Raw genomic sequence first — 18,928 nt, 5'->3', positions numbered from 1 at the left:
GTGGATCGAGTCGATCTGCCCGATGCCGCGTGGGCCATTGGTGATGTTGACGGGGTGCTCGAGGTTGTTCAAGAAGACCCGGATGATTTCACCAAAGCCCAAGGTCACGATGGCCAGATAGTCGCCGCGCAGTTTAAGCGTTGGCGCACCCAGCAAGATGCCGAAGAGGCCCGCCAGGCCAGCCCCCAGCGGGATGATCAGCCACAAGGGCGAGTGCAAGCCGTCGGGGAAGGCGGCGCGGAAGGACTCGAAGTTCTCGCTCAGATGCGGGCTGGCCAGCAACGCGAACATGTAGGAGCCCACTGCATAGAAGGCCACATAACCCAGATCCAGCAGACCCGCGTAGCCGACCACGATGTTGAGCCCAAGCGCCAAGAGCACATAGAGCAAGGCCAGATCGATGATGCGCACCGGGCCATTGCCGAACTGCTGCGCGAACAAGGGCACCACCAAGAGGCCTACGGCCGCCAGCAGGAAGACGAAGACTTTATTGCTTTGTTTTGATTGCATGAAATTCTCCTCAGCCGGATCAGGCACGGTCCGCCACACGCTCACCCAGCAAGCCCGAAGGCCGCAGAGTCAGCACCAGGATCAGCGCCACGAAGGCGAAGATGTCGGCGTAATGGCTGCCTAGCACGCCGCCGGTCAGGTCACCCAGATAGCCCGCGCCGATCGCTTCGATCAGCCCCAGCAAGATACCGCCCACCATCGCACCGGCCAGATTGCCGATGCCGCCCAAGACCGCCGCCGTGAACGCCTTGAGCCCCGGCATAAAGCCCATCGTGTGCTGCACAGTGCCGTAGTTAGCGGCCCACATCAGGCCGGCCACGGCGGCCAGGGCCGCACCGATCACGAACGTGGTGGAGATGATGAAGTCAGGCTTGACGCCCATCAGGCCCGCAACCCGTGGATTCTCGGCGGTAGCCCGCATAGCGCGGCCCAGCTTGGTGTGATTGACCAGCCACATCAAGGTGGCGAGGATCATCACCGTGCTGCCCAGGATCACGCATTGCGTGACCGTGATGACCGGGCCTCCGAGGTCGATCGGCGTGGTCGGCAAGAGCAGCGGGAACGGCTTTGGGTTCGGCTTCCAGATAATCATCGCCAGCGTTTGCAAGAGCAGCGACATGCCCATCGCGGTGATCAAGGGTGCCAGGCGCGGCGCATTGCGCAACGGCCGGTACGCAATCTTCTCGACCAGGAAGTTCAGCGTGGTGCAGACGACGACGGCGCAGGCCAAGCCGATCAGCATCATGGACCAGCCCGGCATGCCCGAATCGGCCAAAGCACTGACCACGGTCCAGCTGACCAGCGCACCAACCATCAAAATCTCGCCGTGGGCGAAATTGATTAGGTTGATGATGCCGTACACCATGGTGTAGCCCAGCGCCACCAAGGCATACATGCTGCCGAGAACCAAGCCATTGATGATTTGCTGGAAAAAAGTTTCCATAGACGTCTCCGGTTTCGCGCGCCGACAAAGGTATGCCGAACGCCTAATTCATTGGGCTGAAAGACAAGCAAATAAAAAAGCCCGCCGCAAAGTCGGCGGGCCTTGATCGGCCATCAATTCCTGCAGGCTGAGCGGGATTGTAGGAGTGCGTAAGGCTCAAGAATCGCGGGTGTTTACCCGTATCGCTAACGAGCAAAATCGTGCTTATTCCTGGGAGGACTGGTGGGCTGCATTGAGGCGGCGCAACTCGGTCAAGCGCTCACCAATACGCAACTCCAAGCCACGCCCGACGGGCTCGTAAAAGCGCTGCTCCTCAAGACCTTCAGGCATATACCTGACCCCTGCAGCAAAGCCTCCCGGCTCGTCATGTGCGTAGCGATAGTCACGCCCGTACCCCAGGTCGGTCATCAAACGGGTTGGAGCGTTGCGTAGATGCAGCGGCACGGCTCGGCTACCGTCCGTTTTGATCAAGGCTCGCACCGCCTTGTAGGCGCTGTAGACCGCGTTCGATTTCGGCGCAACCGCCAAAAACACCACCGCTTGCGCCAGTGTCAACTCGCCCTCGGGCGAGCCCAGGCGCTCATAGGTTTCGGCCGCGTCAAGGCAGATGCGCAGCGCGCGCGGATCGGCCAGGCCTATGTCCTCGCTGGCCATGCGGATCAGACGCCGCGCGATATATCGCACGTCTACGCCCCCGTCCAGCATGCGGGCGAACCAATACAGCGCGGCATCGGGGTCAGAGCCGCGCACCGACTTGTGCAGGGCGGAAATCACGTCATAGAACTGCTCCCCGCCCTTGTCATAACGGCGCAACTGCTCACCTAGGGCACGCTCCAGCATGGCCTCGTCAATCGCGGTCGCAGCTGGAGGCGCCAAGGCCGCCGCCGCGTCGACCGCATTCAGCAGGCGCCGGGCATCGCCGTCCGCATAGGCGGCCAGACGCTTGGCGGCGGCTGGGGTGAAAGGCGGGCTGGCCAGCACCTGCACTGCGCGCTCGACCAAGGCCAACAACTCAGCCTCATCCAAGGACTTCAGCACATGGACGCTGGCGCGCGACAGAAGCGCCGAGTTAACCTCAAAGGACGGGTTCTCGGTGGTGGCACCAATGAAGGTAAACAGGCCCGACTCAACATGCGGCAAAAAGGCGTCTTGCTGCGACTTGTTGAAGCGGTGAACCTCGTCAACAAAAACAACGGTGCGTCGTCCCTGCGCGGCCACCGCTTGCGCCCGATCCACCGCCTCGCGGATCTCCTTGACACCGCCGAGCACGGCCGAGATGGTGATGAACTGTGCATCAAAGGCCTGCGTCATCAGGCGCGCCAAAGTAGTTTTGCCGACGCCGGGCGGGCCCCACAAAATCATCGAGTGCAGGCGCCCCGACTCGAAGGCGACGCGCAGCGGCATGCCCGGGCCGAGCAGTTGACGCTGGCCGATGACCTCATCCAGATGGCCAGGCCGCAAGCGCTCGGCCAAGGGCTGGTTCAGATGCGCTGTTGGGCTCGCACCGGGCGAATCGGCGAACAGGGATTCAGTCATGGCCAGGCCTTTTACTGCTCCAGCAAATCAGCGCCGGCCGGCAGCGTGAAGCGAAATCTATCGACTGCCAGAACCGGGTTCAAGGCCAAGGCCGTGAAATCCAGGCGCGAACTTTGGCCAAAACCGTCGACGATCTCCAAGGCGGCCAACTCGCGGCCCTTGAAGCCGACCTTGAGCGACTGGAAGCCGCTGTCGGCCTGCTTAGGCATCGCTTGCACCCAATCGAGCCCGGCCTTGGAAGGCAGCGCCTTGAGCGTGAAGTCGCGTTCCAGATTGCCGCCGGCAAGCAGAGCCGCAGGCGTTGCCCCCAAGGCCTGCGACATCGGGTGAGAGCTGGCCTGTTTGAGGCCCGGGTCATACATCCAGACCTTTTTACCGTCGGCAATGATCAACTGCTCGGACGGCGGCAGGTAAGCAAAGCGAAACTGGTTGGGGCGCTGGAACTCGAAGCTGCCGCTGGTGGTCTTGGTGCGCCCGCCGTCGGGCGAGGTGACGATTTGGCTGAATTGCGCCCGGCCGCTCTTGACCTCGCGCACAAAATCTTTCAAGGCATTCACCGCATCGGCCCGCGCCTGAGTGCTCAAGCTCAGCAGCAGCACCACCAACCATCTGTTTAATTGCATCATTCTTCTCGTTTGGGCAAAAGCAAATCACGGTTGCCGTTGCTGCCCATGCTGGACACCAGGCCTGACTTCTCCATCTGCTCCAACAAGCGAGCCGCCCGGTTGTAGCCAATGCGCAGATGGCGCTGCACCAACGAAATCGAAGCGCGCCGATGCTGCAAGACGATGGCCACTGCCTGGTCATACATCGCATCGGATTCACCCTCGCCGGCACCGGGCACACCGCTCTCACCGCCCTCGCCTTCGAGCACGCCGCCCTCGAGAATGCCCTCGATGTAATTGGGCTCGCCCTTAGACTTCAGATACTCAACCACCCGGTGCACCTCGTCATCGCTGACAAAAGCGCCGTGCACGCGGATCGGCAGACCTGTGCCCGAAGGCATATAAAGCATGTCACCCATGCCCAACAGCGCCTCGGCGCCCATTTGGTCAAGAATGGTGCGGCTGTCGATCTTGGAACTGACCTGGAAGGACAAGCGGGTCGGAATATTCGCCTTGATCAAACCGGTGATGACATCAACGCTGGGGCGCTGCGTGGCCAGGATCAAGTGGATGCCAGCGGCGCGTGCCTTTTGCGCTAAGCGGGCAATCAGCTCTTCAATCTTCTTGCCGACCACCATCATCAGGTCGGCCAACTCGTCGATCACCACCACGATGAAAGGCAGCCGCTCCAAGGGTTCGGGCTCCTCCGGCGTCAGGCTGAAGGGGTTGCCTATGCTTTCGCCGCGCTCCTGGGCTTCGTCGATTTTCTTGTTGTAGCCGGCCAGATTGCGCACACCCATCTTGCTCATCAGCTTGTAGCGGCGCTCCATCTCGCCAACACACCAGTTGAGCGCATTGGAAGCCTGCTTCATGTCCGTCACGACGGGTGCGAGCAAATGCGGAATGCCTTCGTAGACACTCATCTCCAGCATCTTGGGGTCGATCAGAATCAAGCGCACATCGCGCGCCTCGGCCTTGTAGAGCAGAGACAAAATCATCGCGTTGATGCCGACCGACTTGCCCGAGCCGGTCGTGCCAGCCACCAGACAGTGCGGCATCTTGGCCAAGTCAGCCACTACCGGCAGGCCGACGATGTCTTTACCTAGGCCCATGGTCAGCTGAGACGGCGCGTCAGCATAGACCTGCGAGCCCAAAATTTCGGACAGGCGTATGGTCTGACGGCGCGCATTGGGCAACTCCAAGGCCATATAGTTTTTGCCCGGAATCACCTCAACAACTCGGATCGAAACCAGGCTCAGGCTGCGCGACAAGTCCTTGGCCAAGCCCACGATCTGAGAGCCCTTGACGCCGGTGGCCGGCTCGATCTCATAGCGGGTGATCACCGGCCCCGGCGAGGCGGCGACGACGCGCACCTCGACCCCAAAGTCGCGCAGCTTCTTCTCGATCATGCGCGAGGTCATCTCCAGCGACTCCGGCGTCACCGACTCCACCCGCACCGTTGCTGCGTCCAACAAATCAACCTGCGGCAGCTTGGTGTCGCTGGCGTCGACAAACAGCGCCGACTGGCGCTCCTTGGCCACACGCGTGGACTTGGGCACCTCGAACACAGGCGCCTCGATCACGATGGGCACATGCTCGGCGACCACTTGGCGCTCCACCTCGACCACCAAGTCCTGCTCTCGCTCTTGCACTGCTTGCTCGCCGAAGCGCTGATCCTCGGCTTGCTCACGCCGTTGCAAATAGCGTTCACGCCAGTCGTCCAGGCGACGACCGGCTTGTTCGGCCAAGCGCAACCAAGAGAAATTCAAGGCCAGGCCAGATCCTATCAAGAGCAAGGCGATGCTCAGCAGCCCCGAACCCGCAAAACCCAGGGCACGCATGCTCCACGGCCCGAGCGCGAAACCCAACACCCCACCGGCATGACCGGGCAGCCGGGACTCCCACAGATACAAGCGCGTCCACTCCAGGGAACAACTGGCGCACATCAGCAGCACGACGCCAAGAAGCACCAGTCCGGTAGAGGAGTTTGTTTGCGGCGCCGGCTCAGCCTCGGCTCGCAGCAGCCCAGCCAAGCTGCTCAGCCAAGCGCGCAAGCCCACGAGCAGCAGCCACCAAGCCGAGAATCCGAAGCTGAAAAGCAGCAGGTCGGCAATCCAGGCACCCAGAGCACCAAAACGGTTGGCGTACAACTCGCGGCTGCCTGAGATGGAAAAAGCAGCATCATGGCGGTCGTAGGACAGCAAAGCCATCACCACCAAACACCACAACAAGCCGCCGAGCAAGAGCCACACCGGCGTGCGCAAGGTGTTTTGCTTCACCGGCACGGCAAGAGCCGCCTTTTTGCCTTGGCGCTTATAGACTTTATCGCTGGCGCCGGCCTCATCGCCGCGCAGCAGGGAACCCAGGGGAAAACTCATGCCGCCATTGTGACCTAAGCGCTCAGCGCTCCTGGGCATGAGTTTCACTAAACCTCAAGCCAGCATTTCAACTTGAGCCTCCGACGCTGCGCACAAGGCCTGCGCCGGTTGATGCGGCATCAGTCGGGAAAGCGCTGCTTGATCACTACCGAGCCGTTTTCAAGCGTTTCGATCACGCCGCGCTCTTCCAGATCCTTCATCACGCGGCTGACCATCTCCCGCGAGGCACCGACAACCTTGGCCATATCCTGACGCGAGACCTTGCCGCGGATGATCTTCAGGCCCTTCTCTTCCTCGGACATATCTAGCAAGGTTCGCGCTACGCGACCGTAAACGTCCAGCAGGGCCAGCGATTCAATCTGGCGATCGGCATTGCGCAGACGCGCCACCAAGCCGCGCAGAATGGCATAGGACAGACTGCTGCTATCGGGCAAGCAGCGTGCAAACTCATTGCGCCCCAGCACCAACATATCCGTTTGCACCTCGGCGCGCACGGTAGCCGAATGGGGCTCATGGTCGATCAGACTCATCTCGCCGACATAGTGACCCGGCTGCAACACAGCCAGAATCACCTCTCGGCCTCGTGTATCGGCGGTCAGCACCCGGGCCCGCCCGTTCAGCAAGATGAACAGGGCATTGGACTTGGTGTTTTGCTCGACGATCAACTCGCCGCGCTTGAAACGCCGTTTGACAACACTGTCCGCGATGGACTGCGCCTGATCGGTGGTGAGCAGCGAGAACAAGGGCACCCTGCGGATCAGGTCCAGATTTGACAGCATCGCCATAAACAGCCTCCATTGACTAAGGATTGAAACCGGCTGACCCTCTCGATTGCGTGGCCATGCCTAGAATGCGCAAATTGTGCACATTCGCGCAAGCATTCAAATCAGGTCAAAGCCGGATAAAACCGCCTAGTCTTCTTGTCTGCACGGCCCGCAACCTCATATAACTGTCATGAACCAAGCTACCCAACACCATTCGCTGCTGATTTTGGGCTCAGGCCCGGCCGGCTACACCGCTGCCATTTATGCGGCGCGCGCCAATTTGAAGCCCACGCTGCTGACCGGCATGGCGCAAGGCGGCCAGTTGATGACGACCACTGAGGTCGACAACTGGCCGGCCGATGTGCTGGGCGTACAAGGTCCCGAATTGATGGAGCGCTTTCAAAAGCACGCCGAACGCTTTGAGACGCAAATGGTGTTCGACCATATCAATGAGGTTGATTTGTCGCAGCGTCCCTTCAAGCTCAAGGGCGACAGCAATAGCTATAGCTGCGACGCCTTGATCATCGCCACCGGCGCTTCGGCCAAATATCTGGGCCTGCCCTCCGAGGAGGCTTTTATGGGCCGAGGCGTCAGCGGCTGCGCCACTTGTGATGGTTTTTTCTATCGTGGCCAAGAAGTTTGCGTAGTGGGCGGCGGCAATACCGCCGTTGAAGAGGCGCTGTATCTGTCAAACATTGCCGCCAAGGTGCATGTCATCCACCGCCGCGACAAGTTCAAGGCAGAGCCCATCCTGGTCGACAAGCTGATGGCCAAGGCAGCCAGCGGCAATGTGGTGCTTCATCTGTGGAACACCCTGGACGAAGTGTTGGGGGAGCAAAGCGGCGTGACTGGCGTGCGCATCAAGAGCACCAAGGACGGCAGCACGCAAGACCTGACCCTGCACGGCTGCTTCATTGCCATTGGTCACTCGCCGAACACCGACATCTTCAAGAATCAGCTGGAAATGAAGGATGGCTACATCCTGACCCGCAGCGGCTCCAACGGTTTCGCGACCATGACCAGTGTGCCCGGCGTGTTTGCGGCTGGTGACGTACAGGATCACATCTATCGTCAAGCGATCACCAGCGCCGGCACCGGCTGCATGGCCGCCCTGGATGCACAACGCTTCTTGGAACAAGAGCAAAGCTGAACGAAAAGGCAAAAGGCGCTGCAGGCCTAGCGCATGGGCCAATGGGGCCATGCGCTAGGCCGCTCGCGACTTCGCCATCCAGAACTGGGCCGGCAAGGCCGTTTTCTGCTATACTCTTAGGCTTGCTTGCTGGATAGACCGCGCTCGAAGCCTTTTTCAAGTTAGCAAAACAGCTTGAAACCAAGACTTCGGGTTTAGCAAAGCATAAAGCGGTTATGAGGCCACCCCTTGCACTTGCATAGCAAGTATTTGAGCGGGATTGGCCGGTCAACAACTCAAACCGGAGAAGCGTCATGGCACGCGTCTGTCAAGTCACGGGCAAGAAGCCCATGGTTGGGAACAATGTTTCCCATGCCAACAATAAAACCAAACGTCGGTTCTTGCCGAATCTGCAGTACCGCCGCTTCTTCCTGGAAACAGAGAACCGTTGGATTCGTCTGCGCATCAGCAATGCTGCTTTGCGTTTGATCGACAAGGTCGGTATCGACCAAGTCGTCGCCGATCTGCGCGCCAAAGGCGAGCTCTGATCTAGCACTGAGTATCAAGGAGCACAATCATGGCCAAAGGCGCACGCGAAAAAATCAAGCTGGAGTCGACCGCAGGTACGGGTCACTTCTACACGACTGACAAGAACAAGAAGACTACGACCGGTAAGCTCGAATTCATGAAATTCGACCCGAAGGCTCGTAAGCATGTTCTGTACAAAGAAACCAAGCTGAGATAAGTCAGCCCTGACCTCACAGTCAGACACAGAAAACCCCGCCAGCTCAAGCTGCCGGGGTTTTTTTACGCTCCAACTGGCCAACATTGATTCGGAATAACCCAGATGATTGAGCTATGTACAGATCCAAAGTCACTGCAGTCGCCGGTGCAATCTGCACCGATCCCAGGATCACTCAGACAAAAAAAGAGACGCCACCTGGGCGTCTCTTTCACATCCAAGGCTGCCTAGTCACAGGCGCCCATGTGGAGCGCGGCTAACTACTGCGCGCGCGCCGTACGCAGGCTCATCGAGAAGTTACGCAGCTCGGCAATGCCGCTCTCTTCGGCGCGACGGCACCAGGCCTGCAAATCACTGACCAGTTGCTCAGCCGACACATTGGTCCGGGTCCAGAGTTGACGCAACTCTTCGCGCATCGTGACCAGTTTGTCGAGCGAAGGGCTCGCTGCGCGCAGGCTGGCGATCTGCTCCAACATGGAAACGGGGATACGCGCCTCGTCACGATGCAACCAGCGGCTAGCCGACTGGAACTGCGCCCACTGCGCACTGCGCTCCTGGCCTTGGGCCTTCATCTTGGCCAATTCGGCCGCGCAAGCCGCCTTCAAGCCGCGGCCGTAACTGGCCATCACTTCATAGCGATTAGCGATAACGGCTTCCAGCGTGTCTTTGTCGGCCGGCTTGATTTCACCCAGGCGCAGCTTGGGCGCGGTCTTGCGAACCTTGGCCCAACCCAACATCTCGAACGCGCGGATATAGCCCCAGCCGATATCAAACTCATATTTCTTGACAGAAAACTTGGCCGATGTCGGATAAGTGTGGTGATTGTTATGCAGCTCTTCGCCGCCAATCAAAATGCCCCAAGGCGAAACATTGGTCGACGCATCGGGTGCCTCGAAATTGCGGTAACCCCACCAGTGGCCCAAACCATTGATCACGCCGGTGGCCCAAACGGGAATCCACACCATCTGAATCGCCCAGACCGTGGCGCCAATCGCGCCGAACAGGGCCAGGTTGATGATCAACATCAAACCCACACCCTGCCAGCTGAAGCGCGTGTACAGATTGCGCTCGATCCAGTCATTGGGCGTGCCGGTCCCGTATTTCGCAATCGTCTCGGGGTTCTTCGCCTCGGCACGGTAAAGCTCGACGCCGGTCAGCAACAAGGCTTTGAGCCCGCGTGTCTGCGGGCTGTGCGGGTCTTCTTCGGTCTCGCATTTGGCATGGTGCTTGCGGTGCACGGCGACAAATTCCTTGGTCACCATGCCGGTGGTCAACCACAGGCAAAGCCGGAAGAAATGCGAAGGAATTGGCCCCAGATCCAGAGCCCGGTGCGCCTGCGCACGGTGCAAAAAGATCGTCACACCCAAAATCGTAAAGTGCGTGATCACCAATGTATAAGCAACGATCTGCCATGCAGATGCGTCTAACAAGCCGTTGGCCAACCACTGCACCAAGGCATCATGGATCGTCATCAAGAAGTTCATTAGTTCCTAACCCTGCCCCTAGGAGAGCAGCAAAATGGACGTACGTTTGCCAATTGTAGGCGAGCGACTCTAATTTTCGGCGGCATTAAGTCCGGCCAAGCCAAGCTATCAAGCCACTTGGAGCCTACTGGCGCTCCCAAACAGCTGCAAAGAAGCCATCCGTCTGATGTAGGTGGGGCCAAAGTCGCAAATATCCATTCTCGACCAGACGATCTGCATGCTCGACATGAGCGCGCTCCAGGGCTTCATTGGCCGGCAAGGGCTTGAACTGCGGGTTCGCCGCGCTGAAGGCCTCGGCGATCACTTCGTTCTCATCATTCAACAAGCTGCAAGTGGCATAGACCAAACGGCCACCGGGCTTCAGCAAACGCGCGGCTCCGGCCAAAATGGCGGTTTGCTTTGCTTGCAGCTCCTTGATCGCAAACAAAGATTGACGCCATTTCAAGTCCGGGTTGCGACGCAAGGTACCCAGTCCAGAGCAAGGCGCATCAACCAAGACGCGGTCGATCTTGCCGGCGAGACGCTTGATGCGGTCTTCGCGCTCGTGCGCAATTTGCGCCGGGTAAACATTGGACAAGCCGCTGCGAGCCAAGCGGGGCTTCATGGCGGCAAGCCTATGGCCCGAGGTGTCAAAAGCATAAAGCCGGCCGGTGTTGCGCATGGCCGCGCCTAGCGCCAAGGTCTTGCCGCCGGCCCCCGCACAAAAGTCAACCACCATCTCGCCGCGCTTGGCGTCAAGCAGCAAAGCCAACAATTGGCTGCCTTCGTCCTGCACTTCAATCCCACCGCTGTTGAACAGCTCGAGTTTGCTGAGTGCCGGTTTGCCATGAATGCGCAGGCCAAGCGGTGAAAACGGCGTCGGCGTGGCCTCTATGCCAGCGGCGGCCAACACAGCCTGCGCTTCCTCGCGCTTGGCTTTCAAGCTGTTGACGCGTAAATCCAGCGGAGCCTGCTCATTCATGCTGGCGGCCAACTGCCAAAACTGCTCCTCGCCGAGGCGCTCCATGAGCGGCTGGGCCAGCCATTCCGGCAAGTTATGGCGCAGCTTGGGAGCCAGGCTGGACTTATCCAAGGCCTGGACCTGCTCCAGCCATTGCAGTTCGGTTTGATTCAAACCGCCGCGCAAAAAGGCCGCATTGCCCTGCCAAGCCAGCAGCGTCAGCCGGCGCTCGGTCGGGCCGCTGCCAGACTGTGCCAAATGCTGAAGCAAAGGGCGTTGCCGCAAAACCGTGTAAGCGGTCTCTGCCAAGGCGTGGCGTTCACGCTGGCCAAGGCCTTTGTGTTTACGAAAAAAGGCGGACACAACGCTATCAGCGGGGGTATCCAGTTGGAGCACGGCGCGCAAAAGCTCGCAGCTCATATCGATGAGGGCATTAGGATGCATCTGCAGATTATCCCGCACCGTAAGCGCAGCTTCCTAAAAGCGTCACAAACTAGCTCAAGATGACATCCGACCTCACTCCCCTACCCGACACACCGCTCGGTCACTACCGCCACTACAAAGGTGGTCACTACGAGGTGATAGGCGCGGCGCGCCACAGTGAAACATTGGAGCCCTTGGTGGTCTACCGCCCGCTCTACAACGCCACGGGGCTTTGGGTCCGGCCCCACGAGATGTTCTTCGGCACGCTGCTGATCGACGGTCAAATGGTGCAGCGCTTCACGGCCCTTTCAAGCAAGGCCTGATCAGCTGAAAGCTTGCGCCTCGCCGTCGATGTGACGCACCACACCGTCACTCACGGCCAGTTTGCCTGCGACAAACCAGCGCACCGCTTGCGGATACATGCGGTGCTCCAGCTTGAGCACCCGTGCCGACAAGCTAGCTTCGTCGTCGCCTGCGATCACCGGCACAACCGCCTGCGCGACGATGGCGCCGTGATCGAGCTCGGCGGTAACGAAATGCACCGTCGCACCCACGAACTTGCAGCCCATCTCCAGCGCTCTGGCATGCGTGTGCAGGCCCGTAAAGGCAGGTAGCAAAGACGGATGGATATTCAACATACGCTGGGCGTAATGCGCGGTGAAGGCCGGCGTCAGGATGCGCATAAAACCGGCCAGCACCAGCAAATCCGGGCTAAAGCCGTCGATCACCCGCTGCAACTCGGCGTCAAAGGCCTCGCGGCTGGAAAAACCCTTGTGATCGACCACCGCTGTCGCAATGCCGTGTTGCGCGGCAAAGTCCAAGCCGGCCGCACCGGGGCGGTTGCTGATGACGGCGGCAATGCGCGCGGGCCAAGCCTCCGTTGTACAGGCACGCACGATCGCCTCCATATTGGAGCCGCGCCCTGAGATCAAAATCACAATGCTTTTCATGGGCAATAGTCTAGCTGCCTACAATGCCGCTCCACCCGAAGAGCCATGCCATGAGCCCCGCCAGCACCCAAGTTCAGCCCCAAGACAAACCCCAAGAAGCCCTCACGCGCCAGCGGGTGCTGTCCGGCATGCGCCCGACCGGCGCCCTGCATCTCGGTCATTACCATGGCGCATTGAAGAACTGGGTGCGGCTGCAGGCCAGTTACGACTGCTTTTTCTTCGTAGCCGATTGGCATGCGTTGACCACGCATTACCAGGACCGAGAGTCTATCGAGCGCAATGTCTACGACATGGTGGTCGACTGGTTGGCGGCCGGCATCGACCCCGAGCAAGCCACGCTGTTCATCCAAAGCCGCATGCCCGAGCATGCGGAGCTGTTCACGCTGCTGGCGATGAGCACACCGTCGAGCTGGCTGGAACGCATTCCCAGCTACAAGGATCAAGTCGAGAAGAACCGCGAGCTCGCCACCTATGGCTTTTTGGGCTACCCGCTGCTGCAGGCCGCCGACATCTTGATTTATAAGGCCGCCTTCGTTCCCGTGGGCGAGGACCAGACCGCCCATGTGGAAGTGACGCGCGAGGTCGCGCGCCGCTTCAACCGCATTTACAGCCCCGACCGAGCGATCTTGCCCGAGCCTTTGGAGCTGCTCACCGACACCGCCCGACTGACCGGCCTCGACGGCCAAAAAATGAGCAAGAGCTCAGGCAATGCCATTGCCATGCGGGATGCACCGGAAGTGGTGGAAGAAAAAATCCGCACCATGCCGACCGACCCGCAGCGCGTGCGCCGTGCCGATGCGGGTGACCCGAAGCGCTGCCCGGTCTGGCCCCTTCACCAGCTCTATTCAAGCGCGGAAGTGCTGACTTGGGCAGACCAAGGCTGCCGCTCTGCCGGCATCGGCTGTCTGGACTGCAAGCAGCCCTTGATCGAAGCGATTCAAAAAGAGCAAGCGCCCTGGCGCGAGCGCGCCAATGAGTACTTGTCCAACCCCAAGCAGGTGCAATGGATTGTGGAGGTCGGCACCGAACGTGCGCGCGCGGTGGCGCGCAAGACCTTGCGCGAAGTGCGCTCCGCCATCGGACTGAGCTACTGATGATTACCGCTGTCCTTCAGCGTCGGCGGGCCGAGCGCCGGGCCGCAACCCCCTTGGGGGACCGGGCGGCTTACCCACCGTCCGAGGGCTAGACATCTTGGCCGGCATCCACATCACCGACATCGAAGCGGCCATCAATTGGTGGCGCGAGCGTGCGCCCTCACCGGATGGGCTGAACGCCTGCGCCGAGGTGCGCGCCTTGGCCGAGGTCTATGGCCTGCTGGTCTATTACCGCGAGACCGAATGCGCCGAATTGGGCATGCCGGCCGAAGCAAAAGCCGCTTGGCTTACTTGGTACGAAAGCACACCCGACGCGCCCTGCATAGCCATCTGCTCCACCAGCCAAGGCGACGCGCTGTGCAAGGGCTGCGGCCGCACCTTCGACGAGGTGCAGCATTGGCCGTCAATGACGCCGACCGAGAAGCGCGTCACCTGGCGGCGCATATCGACCGAGGGCACCGCCTGGCGCTTCAACCGCTACGCCGAGCGAGCGCACGAATTCAAGGGCCAAGATCATCCGCAGCAAGGTCAGCTGACTGACAAATCATTGACCGTCGGGCGGGAAAGTTAGCACAAAGCAGCTGCCGCCGCCCTGACGCGGCTCACAGCGCACATGGCCGCCATGGGCCTGCGCAATCTGCTTGACCAAATTAAGGCCCAGACCTACCCCGCCGGCTTGTTCCGCGTGCCCGGGCAGTCGGAAAAAGGCCTCAAAAATCCGCTCCCGCATGGCCTCAGGCACGCCCGGCCCCCGGTCGCAGACCCGCAACTCGGCCGCGCCTGCGGCGCCTCGGCCGAGCTGCAGCAAGACTTGCGTGCCGCCATAACGGCGAGCGTTTTCCAGCAAATTGCGCAGCGCGCGGCGCAGCAACCGTTCTTCGCCCCGCACCATCAAATTGCCCAGCCCTTCGGCGGGCTCAAACTCGGCGCCTATACGGGCCGACTCCTCAGCCGCCAGTCCCAAGAGGTCGACCCGTTCGCGCTCCATCACCGCGTTAGCAGCCTCCAGACGGCTCGCCAACAAAACCTCCTCCACCAAGGAGTCCAGCTCAGCGATATTGGTGTGAATCTCTTGACTCAGGCGCTCGCGCTGCGCCGGCGCAATATCCGGCTCGCTCAGCATGGAAAACGCCATCTTCAAGCGCGCCAAGGGTGAACGCAACTCATGGCTGGCATTGGCGAGCAAGGACTTCTGCGAGCGCAGCAAGGTCTCGATCTGGCCCGCCGTACGGTTGAAGCTCGCCGCCAAGACTGCCACTTCATCGCTGCCCTCGGCATCGACGCGGTGAGTCAGATTCCCCGCGCCAAACTGTTCAACTCCGGCTCGCAGAGCCTCCAGCCGACGCGTCAAACGGCGAATGACCGGGTAGGCACCAATCGCCACGCCCAGGAACAAAAGCAGCAGCAAGGCCAACAAGACTCTGAGCTCGGGCCGCGGGCCGAGCAGCGGTAAAAGACCCGAGGGCGGCTCGGGCCTGCCCCCTGGCCCCATGCCAGACCCCATGCCTGGTCCGGCCCCAAAATTCCGGCCGGGGCCCTGCATACGCAGCAAACCCGGCGGCATGCGCAGCATGCGCATCAACTCAAGACTGCGCCCATCTTTGAGCGGCAGCCGGATGGAAGGCGTCGCACTGTCCTCGTCCAAACGCCGAAGAAAGAGCTCGGAGCTTGCGATGCGCCGACCTTGCGCGTCATTGAGTGCCACCGGCATACGCAGGCGCTGCCCCCAGTCTTCCAAAACCTCGGCCTGCTGCTCGGTCGGCGCATCGGCACTGGGCAGGGCCAGCGACAGCAACTCCGCCATCGCCGTCATCCGCTCATTGGCGACCGACTCAAAACTGCCGCGCTCCTTGTCCAGATGCTGCTGAAACAGCCATGTCGAGCCAAAGGCAAACGCCAGCAGCAAGACCACCAAGGTCAGGTAGATACGGAGATAGAGTGATTTCATCCGACGCTTGAACTCAGGCTGTGCTCAGTTTGGGTCAGCGTCTTGTTTGCGAGCAAACACATAACCTGCCCCTCGCACGGTCAGCACACGCCTGGGCGCTTTCGGGTCATCTTCAATCAAGGCGCGGATGCGCGAAATATGCACATCGATCGAGCGATCGAAGGCATCCAGCGGATGGCCCTTCAAGGAGTCCATGATCAGGTCGCGCGACAGCACCCGCCCGGGGCTTTGCGCCAGCACGACCAACAAGTCGAACTGGTGACCGGTGAAGTCCAAGGGCTGTCCGTCCAGGCGCGCCATGCGGGACGCCAGATCAATCTCCAGCCGACCAAAGCGCAAGACATCGGCCTCGCCCGCCTCAGGCTCCAAGCGACGCAGCAAGGCCTTGATGCGCGCCTGTAGCTCGCGCGGCTCGAAAGGCTTGGCCAAATAGTCATCGGCGCCAAGCTCCAGACCCAGGATGCGGTCCATGGACTCGCCGCGTGCGGACAACATCAGCACCGGCAAGCGGCGCGTGTGAGGGTCGGCGCGCAGTTCACGGCAAAAGTCCAGCCCATCACCATCGGGCAGCATCAGATCCAGCACGGCGAGGTCAAACGGCGCGCCAGCCAGGGCTTCCCGCCCGGCACTCAGTGAGCCGGCCACCTGCACCTCGAAACCGGCAGCGCCAAGGTAGTCACTCAACATGCCGGTCAAGCGGGCATCGTCATCAATCACCAAAATTCTGTGCGTCATGAGTCTGTGCAGAGGGCCTTGGCTCAGTTTGCGAGCAAACAGGCTTTGGCCTTCTGGTCTATGGGAGACGCTAAGCATATGCGACATGGTCCCGATCAAAGCGCTCAGTTGCCTTTGCCAGCAGCATGTTGATGCTCGCCACGAGCCGCTTGCATCCTGGCATGCATCTTCTTCATGCGCTCAGCCAGCTTGGCGCGCTGCTCGGGCGTCAGCACCCGGGCCACGTCCACCATCGCCTGGCTCATGCGCTTGCTGACCAGTTCATGCTGGGCCGACATCTGCACACGCAAGGACTCGATGGCGGCCGCGTCGATGTTTGGCGCGCTGAACAGCGCCAAACCTTGTTCATGCAGGCTGCGCCCGCCGCTGTGTTGGGATTTGATGTCTTGCTTGGCTGAGTCCATGATTTGCTTGATCTGAGCGCGCTGAGCGTCGCTCGCGTCCACCATATCGAGCATGTGCTCAATATGGGCACCCGACATCATGTCGCCTGCGCCTGGCCCGCCCATGCCAGGGCGGCCGCCGCCCATGCCACCCATGCCACCCATGCCACCCATAAGCCCCATAGCCTGCGCATTCATGGAGCCAAGGCTGCTCAAAACCAAAACCGATGCGAGCATCAAGGTCTTGCCGGTGCGGATCAATTTGCTGGTGTTGCTGAGGTTCATTTCAATACTCCCGAGGGGTTGAGAAGCGATGAAGTGATCATCTGTCAGCGACGTAAGCGATCCATGCCTAGGCGGTAAAGATCTGTGAAGCGCATAAAAAAAGGGGCCAATGGCCCCTTCTGGATACTCGACTGGCGCGCCAGCTGATTACTTGATCGGCTTGAAACGCATGCGCTTGGGCCGTGCGCCCTCTTCGCCCAGACGCTTCTTCTTGTCGGCTTCGTATTCGTGGAAGTTGCCGTCGAAGAAGAACCACTGCGAGTTGCCTTCGCAGGCCAGGATGTGAGTACAGATGCGGTCCAGGAACCAGCGATCATGCGAGATCACCATCGCGCTACCGGCAAACTCCAGCAGCGCTTCTTCCAGCGCACGCAGGGTTTCGACGTCCAAGTCGTTCGACGGTTCGTCAAGCATCAAGACGTTGCCGCCCTGTGCCAGCGTCTTGGCCAAATGCAAGCGGCCACGCTCACCACCGGACAGGCTGCCGACCAGCTTTTGCTGGTCATTGCCCTTGAAGTTGAAGCGACCCAAATAGGCGCGGCTAGGCATCACGAACTTGCCGACCGTGATGTTATCCAGGCCGCCCGAGACGTCTTGCCAGACGGTCTTGTCGGCGTCCAGGCTTTGGCGGCTCTGGTCGACAAAGGCCATCTTGGCGGTCTTGCCGATCTTGACCGTGCCGCTGTCCGGCGTCTCGGTGCCTTGCAACATACGGAACAGCGTCGATTTACCGGCACCGTTCGGGCCGATGATGCCGACAATCGCGCCGGCCGGCACCTTGAAACTCAGGTTGTCGATCAAGACGCGGTCGCCGAAGCTCTTGCTCACGTTCTCGAACTCGATCACTTCATTACCCAGGCGCTCGGCCACCGGGATAAAGATCTCGTTCGTCACATTGCGCTGTTGGTACTCGACGTCACTCAATTCCTCGAAGCGAGCCAGACGCGCCTTGCTCTTGGCCTGACGGCCCTTGGCGTTGGAGCGCACCCATTTCAGCTCTTCCTTCATCGCCTTCATGCGGGCGTCTTCGGACTTCTGCTCGCCTTCCAGACGCTTTTCCTTCTGGTCCAGCCAGTCGGAGTAGTTGCCCTTCCAAGGAATGCCGTGGCCACGGTCCAGCTCCAAGATCCACTCGGCCGCGTTGTCCAGGAAGTAGCGATCGTGGGTAATCGCGACCACGGTGCCGGGGAAGCGCTGCAGGAACTGCTCCAGCCACTCGACCGATTCGGCATCCAAGTGGTTGGTCGGCTCGTCGAGCAAGAGCATGTCGGGCTTGCTCAGCAGCAAGCGGCACAAAGCGACGCGGCGCTTCTCGCCACCGGACAGCACGCCGATCTGGGCATCCCAAGGCGGCAGATTCAGCGCGTCGGCGGCCAACTCCAGCTGTAGATCGGTATTTTCCGAGCCTGCCGCTGCGATGATGGACTCCAACTCGCCCTGCTCGGCGGCCAGCGCGTCAAAGTCGGCGTCTTCGTCCGCATAGGCCGCATAGACCTCGTCGAGGCGCTTCTTGGCGGCCAGAACGCCGCCGATGCCCTCTTCGACCGCTTCACGCACGGTCTGCGTTTCGTTCAGGCGCGGCTCCTGCTCCAGATAGCCGATCTTGATGCCGGGCATCGCAATCGCTTCGCCTTCGTACTCTTTATCCACCCCGGCCATGATCTTCAGGATGGTCGACTTGCCCGAGCCGTTCACACCCAGCACGCCGATCTTGGCGCCAGGGAAGAATGAGAGCGAGATGTCCTTGAGGATGTGGCGTTTTGGGGGAACCGTCTTGTTGACGCGGTTCATGGAAAAGACGTATTGCGCCATAGCGGGGAGTTCCTGTCCTGGAGTTTTGTTGAATTGCTCGTGCGGCGCGCCGAAAAGCTTTTGGCGCACGCGAAGCACTCGATTGTCGCAGCTTCGCGTCCACGGCCTTCAGAGCGAGCGTCACAAGTTCACACACTGCGACAGCAAAAGCCGCTTTGATACGGGGTTTCCCTGAGGGCCAGCTATACTGCAGCCCAACGCCGCGGCTACCAGTCTTCCGCGGCGTTTTCTTTTTTTGTCATCTTGTGCGCCTCCTATCGCAGGCTC

19 protein-coding genes are annotated in these 18,928 nt (G+C 60.5%); 6 read left to right on the top strand and 13 right to left on the bottom strand.

All coding sequences use genetic code 11. From position 1 onward, the window contains the following. The 6 genes from PRZ03_RS19180 to PRZ03_RS19155 all read right to left on the bottom strand — a co-directional run. Positions 1–510, bottom strand: a 510-nt coding sequence (locus tag PRZ03_RS19180) for an ABC transporter permease subunit (protein ID WP_409993979.1), incomplete at its 3' end; no start/stop codon positions are given. A gap of 19 nt (positions 511–529) precedes the next feature. Further along, positions 530–1,453, bottom strand: coding sequence for a branched-chain amino acid ABC transporter permease (locus PRZ03_RS19175; protein WP_263532268.1), 924 nt, complete (start codon positions 1,451–1,453; stop codon positions 530–532). Between the two features lie 204 nt (positions 1,454–1,657). Further along, a complete protein-coding gene (locus PRZ03_RS19170; RefSeq protein ID WP_273601856.1) occupies positions 1,658–2,989 on the bottom strand; it encodes a replication-associated recombination protein A in 1,332 nt (443 codons plus the stop codon). 11 nt (positions 2,990–3,000) lie between these two features. Next, positions 3,001–3,612 (bottom strand): outer membrane lipoprotein chaperone LolA, encoded by a 612-nt coding sequence (gene lolA / locus PRZ03_RS19165; RefSeq protein ID WP_273601855.1) that lies wholly within the window; start codon positions 3,610–3,612, stop codon positions 3,001–3,003. Beyond that, the gene (locus PRZ03_RS19160; protein ID WP_273601854.1) at positions 3,612–5,972 is read right to left on the bottom strand and encodes a DNA translocase FtsK; all 2,361 of its coding nucleotides are present in this window, start codon (positions 5,970–5,972) and stop codon (positions 3,612–3,614) included. Before PRZ03_RS19160 ends, lolA begins: the two co-directional genes overlap by 1 nt. 119 nt (positions 5,973–6,091) lie before the next feature. Further along, positions 6,092–6,757 (bottom strand): Crp/Fnr family transcriptional regulator, encoded by a 666-nt coding sequence (locus tag PRZ03_RS19155; RefSeq protein ID WP_263532264.1) that lies wholly within the window; start codon positions 6,755–6,757, stop codon positions 6,092–6,094. Between the two features lie 169 nt (positions 6,758–6,926). Between PRZ03_RS19155 and trxB the strand changes: the two genes are divergently transcribed. The 3 genes from trxB to rpmG all read left to right on the top strand — a co-directional run bounded on the left by trxB (position 6,927) and on the right by rpmG (position 8,610). After that, positions 6,927–7,886, top strand: coding sequence for a thioredoxin-disulfide reductase (trxB, locus tag PRZ03_RS19150; protein ID WP_273601853.1), 960 nt, complete (start codon positions 6,927–6,929; stop codon positions 7,884–7,886). A 293-nt stretch (positions 7,887–8,179) separates the two neighbouring features. Next, entirely contained in the window at positions 8,180–8,413 is a 234-nt protein-coding gene (gene rpmB, locus PRZ03_RS19145) for a 50S ribosomal protein L28 (protein ID WP_263532262.1), read from the top strand. A gap of 29 nt (positions 8,414–8,442) precedes the next feature. After that, a complete protein-coding gene (rpmG, locus tag PRZ03_RS19140; RefSeq protein WP_263532261.1) occupies positions 8,443–8,610 on the top strand; it encodes a 50S ribosomal protein L33 in 168 nt (55 codons plus the stop codon). A gap of 257 nt (positions 8,611–8,867) precedes the next feature. Here rpmG and PRZ03_RS19135 read toward each other — a convergent pair whose 3' ends face one another. After that, complete coding sequence (locus tag PRZ03_RS19135) at positions 8,868–10,079, bottom strand: DesA family fatty acid desaturase (protein WP_263558646.1); 1,212 nt, start codon at positions 10,077–10,079, stop codon at positions 8,868–8,870. Positions 10,080–10,215: 136 nt separating this feature from the next. Continuing rightward, on the bottom strand, positions 10,216–11,475 hold the full coding sequence (locus PRZ03_RS19130; RefSeq protein ID WP_273601852.1) for an RsmB/NOP family class I SAM-dependent RNA methyltransferase: 1,260 nt from the start codon (positions 11,473–11,475) through the stop codon (positions 10,216–10,218). 59 nt (positions 11,476–11,534) lie between these two features. Between PRZ03_RS19130 and PRZ03_RS19125 the strand changes: the two genes are divergently transcribed. Further along, the gene (locus PRZ03_RS19125) at positions 11,535–11,777 is read left to right on the top strand and encodes a DUF1653 domain-containing protein (protein WP_273601851.1); all 243 of its coding nucleotides are present in this window, start codon (positions 11,535–11,537) and stop codon (positions 11,775–11,777) included. On the opposite strand, the gene purN is transcribed toward PRZ03_RS19125, so the two are convergent. Further along, on the bottom strand, positions 11,778–12,404 hold the full coding sequence (gene purN, locus PRZ03_RS19120) for a phosphoribosylglycinamide formyltransferase (protein WP_273601850.1): 627 nt from the start codon (positions 12,402–12,404) through the stop codon (positions 11,778–11,780). It lies immediately after the preceding gene. Between the two features lie 50 nt (positions 12,405–12,454). On the opposite strand from purN, the gene trpS reads away from it, so the two are divergent. Together trpS and PRZ03_RS19110 are read left to right on the top strand one after the other, a co-directional pair. Beyond that, positions 12,455–13,498 (top strand): tryptophan--tRNA ligase, encoded by a 1,044-nt coding sequence (trpS, locus tag PRZ03_RS19115; RefSeq protein WP_273601849.1) that lies wholly within the window; start codon positions 12,455–12,457, stop codon positions 13,496–13,498. A 97-nt stretch (positions 13,499–13,595) separates the two neighbouring features. Beyond that, positions 13,596–14,069 carry a DUF3717 domain-containing protein gene (locus PRZ03_RS19110; protein ID WP_273601848.1) on the top strand — a complete coding sequence of 158 codons (474 nt, stop codon included), beginning with the start codon at positions 13,596–13,598 and terminating at the stop codon, positions 14,067–14,069. Here the strand turns inward: PRZ03_RS19110 and PRZ03_RS19105 are convergent. The 4 genes from PRZ03_RS19105 to ettA form a co-directional block, all read right to left on the bottom strand. After that, complete coding sequence (locus tag PRZ03_RS19105; protein ID WP_273601847.1) at positions 14,043–15,446, bottom strand: sensor histidine kinase; 1,404 nt, start codon at positions 15,444–15,446, stop codon at positions 14,043–14,045. The genes PRZ03_RS19110 and PRZ03_RS19105 overlap by 27 nt on opposite strands. A gap of 24 nt (positions 15,447–15,470) precedes the next feature. Continuing rightward, complete coding sequence (locus tag PRZ03_RS19100) at positions 15,471–16,181, bottom strand: response regulator (protein WP_263532253.1); 711 nt, start codon at positions 16,179–16,181, stop codon at positions 15,471–15,473. A 104-nt stretch (positions 16,182–16,285) separates the two neighbouring features. Then, a complete protein-coding gene (locus PRZ03_RS19095; protein WP_273601846.1) occupies positions 16,286–16,849 on the bottom strand; it encodes a Spy/CpxP family protein refolding chaperone in 564 nt (187 codons plus the stop codon). A gap of 147 nt (positions 16,850–16,996) precedes the next feature. Continuing rightward, a complete protein-coding gene (gene ettA, locus PRZ03_RS19090; RefSeq protein WP_263532251.1) occupies positions 16,997–18,661 on the bottom strand; it encodes an energy-dependent translational throttle protein EttA in 1,665 nt (554 codons plus the stop codon). Positions 18,662–18,928 lie beyond the last annotated feature (267 nt).

Origin of the sequence: Roseateles albus, from assembly GCF_028595345.1 — a bacterium.
GTDB lineage: Bacteria > Pseudomonadota > Gammaproteobacteria > Burkholderiales > Burkholderiaceae_C > Paucibacter_A > Paucibacter_A albus.
The sequence above is the reverse complement of the archived record's forward strand: the minus strand, read 5'-3'. Positions and strand labels throughout refer to the sequence as shown.